We start from the raw sequence: 4,283 nt of genomic DNA on the forward strand, positions 1-4,283 counted from the left end.
ACCGACCCGCGCGGCCTGTCGAGCCTCGACTACTTCGGCACCGTGCGCGGCCGCCTCGGCTACGCCTTCGACCGCACCCTCGTGTACGGCACCGGCGGCTTCGCCTACGGCTCGGGCAGCGCTGACCGCTCGTTCGGCGGCTACGCCGGCAACGACAGCTTCCGCACCGGCTACGCGGTCGGCGGCGGCATCGAGTTCGCGCTCCCCACCGAGTCGTTCCTGAACTTCTTCCGTTCGTCGGCCGTGACGTTCAAGGTCGAAGGCCTGTACGTCAACCTGGAGCGCGGCAACCGCAACCAGGGCGCACTGGTCGTCAACGCCGCCAACCTCGTCCCGGTCGCCTACAGCGCCATCGGTCGCCGCGACGACGAGTTCGCCGTCGTCCGCGCCGGCCTGAACTACAAGTTCGGCTCGTACTGAGATTTGGTCGAGCTGCTCCCGGCATCCGTGCCGGGAGATGCGGTGGTGGGCGAAGGGTAGCTGGTCCTCCTCGTCGCTCCCCGTCGCCGAAGAGCAGCCATCCGGCTGAGCTTCGCATCCCCAGCCCGATCAAACTGGCCGCGAGGTCGGCTGCACCCTGGGAGCCCTCGCTCCTGGGGTGTTTTTTCATTCCAAGCGATCGCCCGAACAATATCGGGCACAGTGACGTTTCGCCCAAGGCCGCTCAAACACGATCACCTTGTAGGGAAACGCCATGTCGATGAAGACACTGACCCTAGCCGCCGCGCTGACACTTATGGTCTCCGGCGCCGCTGTCGCTCAGACCGCGGCCGGCGGCGGCAGCGCCGAGGGCAACATGAACAATCCGGGTTCGGTCAAGAGCAACTCCGAGAAGTCCATGGAGGGCGGCAGCGGCTCGATGGGTACGGGTACGATGAGCACGGGCACGGGGCCTGGCACCAGCGGTGGCCCGCCTGTTAGCACGCCCGGCGCACCCGCCGGCAGCGGTTCGGGCAACGGCGCCACTGGAAGCGGCGCAGCCCCCAGCGGGAAATAGCGCCTCGTCGCCCCGCGGGCTGGATCCGCGGGGCACACCCTGATCTTAATGCTTGGTCAGGCTATCAACCGTCTCGTTTGGCCCAAGCTTACCCGAGAACCGAGCTAAATGACTGATGCTCGGCTCATCCAGGCCTCCTGCGTTTGCGAAGGTCGCCAAGGCGATCCCGACCAGGAACTCGGCTTCCGCCTCGGTTACTTCTCGGCCGCTCAGCGTACTGGAAGCGCCGCGCACAGCTAGCACGGCTTGCCGGAACGCAGGGTCATTCTGCAGTTCTGCCAGTCGGGTCATCAAACGCTACCTGAACGAATGGTTCTGAGTTCAGCTGGGGCAAATGACGCGGTCTCAACTAGAGGAACAGCTTCAGGCGTCCGTCTCCGGCAAATCGGGTCCGTCCTCCGCAGGGGTACCGTCATACCCTTCAAGCCACGCGGTTCGCTCTGCCGAACCCGCTGGGTAGGGGCAGGCGTCTTTCGGTCTGCCGATAGCGCGGGCGTGCGCTCCCTCCGCAATCGGCTCGATAGCTTTTGGTTGGCGAGTGTCCACGGTCCCGGTGCTTCAAACCGCCCGGTGCCGCTCGCGGCGCCAGAGCACAACTGCGACCCGCCGGGCCTCGTAGCTGCGCCGCAGCGACGTACCCAGCCCACCCTGGCCTTCCGGCGCGTACCCGTAGACCAGCACCGCATCCGGCCCATAAGCCCAATGCATCTCCTCACGCCAAAGGCTATCCGCGGACGCAAGGGCGGCTTCGGTCAGGGCCAAACGGGTAGGATCTGGCAAGGCCATGGAAAACTCCGTGCGCAAATCGCTCAACGCGGCCGCCCAGCCAGAGGTCCATGATGCCTTCAGCGATCGGCTCCGGCCGCGCGCCGGAAGAGCAGCACCGGGGCCGGGTTCGCGATGGGCCTCGGTGCGGCCTCGCCGGCGCAGTCGCGGTGATCGGACGCGATTGCGGCCAAGCTTGAGCCCGACTAGACGCGCTGCCTTGCGGCGACGTGGAGCCTGGATGAGCGATGACTTGGCTGCCCTTCTCCTCGCCCTCGCGACCGAGAATACCGAACTACGCCAGCAGTTGGCCGCCGCCCGCGACATGCTGATGGAGACCGCGATCGACGCCGGTCACCTGCATGCCCGCATCGAGGCGGTGCAGGACGAGCGGAATGCGTGGCGGGAGGAGGCCGAGCGTGCCGGACGCATTCCAGGCCTCCGCCGCGCCGTCGGTGCATCGATTTGTTAATTCGATGCCCGCATCCTCGTGACGATGATCGATCGTCATGACTCCAAAAATGCGTAACCGCTCGCCGCGGTCGTTCACCGTTGAGACTAAGTCCGGTGGACGCCAACGTCCCATTATCCCGCATCGCGACACCGCCCCCGTGGCCCCGCGACCGCTGGTGTTCTGGCCTTCCGCAGCCAAGCCACAGACACCGGCCCCGGAGCCTCGCCGGATCCTTCCTAACCTGATCGTGCCGGAGCCTATGCCGGTTGAGCTGGAGCCCACGGACGTTCCGGAAGATGGTTTGCCGAAGCCGCGACGCGGGCGCCCGCCCAAGGCTAAGCCGGTTGCTGACCTGACGATCGAGCAGCCGATCGCCGAAACTGCGGTCAAGATCGCAGTTGCCACGCCTGCGCCGGTGCTACACACGTCAGTGCCTCGCCCAGCGCCCTCCTTGAAGCCGCCGGCTGCTCTACCACCCGGAGAGCGTTGGAAGCGGCGGCTTGGGCGATGGGCTCGATAGCGCGGCCTATCTCGACAGCCGCGCCCGCTCTCGCCATCTTGAGCTCATGGACGCCGGCCTGACCCTCGCGAAGCTCATTGGGCCGATCGCCGCCGCGACCATCCTGAACGTGTTCCTGTTCGCTGGCGCGTGGCGGGGGCATCAAACCGAGATGCGGATCGGCAAGGATCCGTGGTGGTTAGGAGCCGGGGCCGTTGCCTATGTGTTCAGTCCCGAGGTGAGATGGGTCGGATCGTATCTGAAGCGGCTTGGATCGTCTGCCCAGGTGATCGGCCCCCACAGGGTGGTCCAAGGTTAAAGTTAGTGCGCAGTAGGCCGCTCCACCACGGTTAGCTTGGCCGGCGGAGCTGGTCGGGCGAGCGCAGCCGGCCAAGCGGTGAAGGCTGGCATGAACACCTCTGGTGCCGGCGGCCGGTATCCCAGTGAGGCGTGCGGGCGTACGGTGTTGTAGTGACGTCTCCAGCTTTCGATGACGATCTGCGCCTCCTTGAGTGTGTAGAAAATCTCACCGTTCAGCAGTTCGTCGCGAAGCCGCGCGTTGAAGCTTTCGACGTAGCCATTCTCCCACGGTGAGCCCGGAGTGATGTAAGCCGTCTTGGCTCCGACGCCGGTGATCCAAGCTTGGACAGCCTTCGCGACGAACTCCGGCCCGTTATCCGAACGGATATGGCCCGGCACGCCACGCAGGATGAAGAGATCCGAGAGCACGTCGATCACATCGACCGCTTTGAGCTTGCGGGCAACCCGGATCGTCAAGCATTCATGCGTGAACTCGTCGACGACGTTGAGCATCCGGAACTTACGTCCATCATGCGTGCGCGCCTCGACGAAGTCATACGACCACACGTGATTGCGGTATTCCGGGCGAAGACGGATACAGGACCCGTCGTTGTCCCAGATCCGCCCCCGCTTGGGCTGCTTGGCCGGGACCTTCAGGCCCTCACGCCGCCAGATCCGCTCGACGCGCTTGTCGTTGACGAACCAACCCGCCGCCTTCAGCAGCGCGCTGATCTTCCGGTAGCCGTAGCGACCGTACCGCTCCGCCAGCGCGATGAGGTCGGCCGTCAGCGCCTCTTCGTCGTCGCGCCCCCGCGGCACCTTGCGCTGTGTCGAGCGATGCTGACCGAGCGCCCGGCAGGCGCGACGCTCGGAGACATTCATCGTCAGCATGATGTGCTCGACACAGGCGCGTCGGCGCGCGGGGCTCAGAAGTTTCCCCGGGACGCCTCCTGCAAGATCAGCTTGTCCAGCGTCAGATCTGCGATCGCCCGCCTGAGACGTTGGTTCTCCGTCTCAAGATCCTTCATCCGCTTCACTTGATCCGATTTCAGGCTGCCGTACTCCTTGCGCCAGCGATAGTACGTCACCTCGGTCACGCCGATCGCCCTGATCGAAGCGGCGACGCTCTGTCCTTGTGAGACCAGCACGTCGACCTGACGCAGCTTGCTCACGATCTCCTCGGGCTTGGGTCGTTGGGCCATCGATTCCGTCCTCTGTCGGCGCAAAAGCCATACTTCAGGGCGGACCACTTCAAAGGGGGACGATCA

7 protein-coding genes are annotated in these 4,283 nt (G+C 65.3%); 4 read left to right on the forward strand and 3 right to left on the reverse strand.

Annotation, left to right across the window (positions count from 1 at the left end; genetic code table 11):
- On the forward strand, window positions 1-420 hold a 420-nt coding region (locus MKK84_RS05330), incomplete at its 5' end, for an outer membrane protein (RefSeq protein ID WP_409566445.1).
- Window positions 421-694: 274 nt separating this feature from the next.
- On the forward strand, window positions 695-997 hold the full coding sequence (locus tag MKK84_RS05335) for a hypothetical protein (protein ID WP_243917253.1): 303 nt from the start codon (window positions 695-697) through the stop codon (window positions 995-997).
- A 363-nt stretch (window positions 998-1,360) separates the two neighbouring features.
- Here the strand turns inward: MKK84_RS05335 and MKK84_RS35665 are convergent, their stop codons facing one another.
- Both MKK84_RS35665 and MKK84_RS05345 read right to left on the reverse strand, forming a co-directional pair.
- The gene (locus tag MKK84_RS35665) at window positions 1,361-1,543 is read right to left on the reverse strand and encodes an Rmf/CrpP fold protein (RefSeq protein WP_243917254.1); all 183 of its coding nucleotides are present in this window, start codon (window positions 1,541-1,543) and stop codon (window positions 1,361-1,363) included.
- Between the two features lie 12 nt (window positions 1,544-1,555).
- A complete protein-coding gene (locus MKK84_RS05345) occupies window positions 1,556-1,783 on the reverse strand; it encodes a hypothetical protein (RefSeq protein ID WP_243917256.1) in 228 nt (75 codons plus the stop codon).
- A gap of 220 nt (window positions 1,784-2,003) precedes the next feature.
- Between MKK84_RS05345 and MKK84_RS05350 the strand changes: the two genes are divergently transcribed.
- Window positions 2,004-2,234, forward strand: coding sequence for a hypothetical protein (locus tag MKK84_RS05350; RefSeq protein WP_243917257.1), 231 nt, complete (start codon window positions 2,004-2,006; stop codon window positions 2,232-2,234).
- Between the two features lie 482 nt (window positions 2,235-2,716).
- Window positions 2,717-3,034 carry a hypothetical protein gene (locus tag MKK84_RS05355; protein ID WP_243917259.1) on the forward strand — a complete coding sequence of 106 codons (318 nt, stop codon included), beginning with the start codon at window positions 2,717-2,719 and terminating at the stop codon, window positions 3,032-3,034.
- A 2-nt stretch (window positions 3,035-3,036) separates the two neighbouring features.
- Here MKK84_RS05355 and MKK84_RS05360 read toward each other — a convergent pair.
- Window positions 3,037-4,217, reverse strand: a protein-coding gene (locus MKK84_RS05360; protein WP_243917261.1) for an IS3 family transposase whose coding sequence is annotated in 2 segments (ribosomal slippage) — window positions 3,037-3,956 and window positions 3,956-4,217 — 1,182 coding nt in all. Because the reading frame shifts where the segments join, the coding sequence is not laid out codon by codon here.
- Between the last annotated feature and the right edge of the window lie 66 nt (window positions 4,218-4,283).

Origin of the sequence: Methylobacterium sp. E-065 (genome assembly GCF_022829605.1) — a bacterium.
Lineage (GTDB): Bacteria > Pseudomonadota > Alphaproteobacteria > Rhizobiales > Beijerinckiaceae > Methylobacterium.

What these genes read in the sequence shown, in the direction of transcription:
- MKK84_RS05335 (WP_243917253.1), top strand. Translation starts at nt 695, where the DNA reads ATGTCGATGAAGACACTGACCCTAGCCGCCGCGCTGACACTTATGGTC.
- MKK84_RS05345 (WP_243917256.1), bottom strand. Translation starts at nt 1,783, where the DNA reads ATGGCCTTGCCAGATCCTACCCGTTTGGCCCTGACCGAAGCCGCCCTT.
- MKK84_RS05350 (WP_243917257.1), top strand. Translation starts at nt 2,004, where the DNA reads ATGAGCGATGACTTGGCTGCCCTTCTCCTCGCCCTCGCGACCGAGAAT.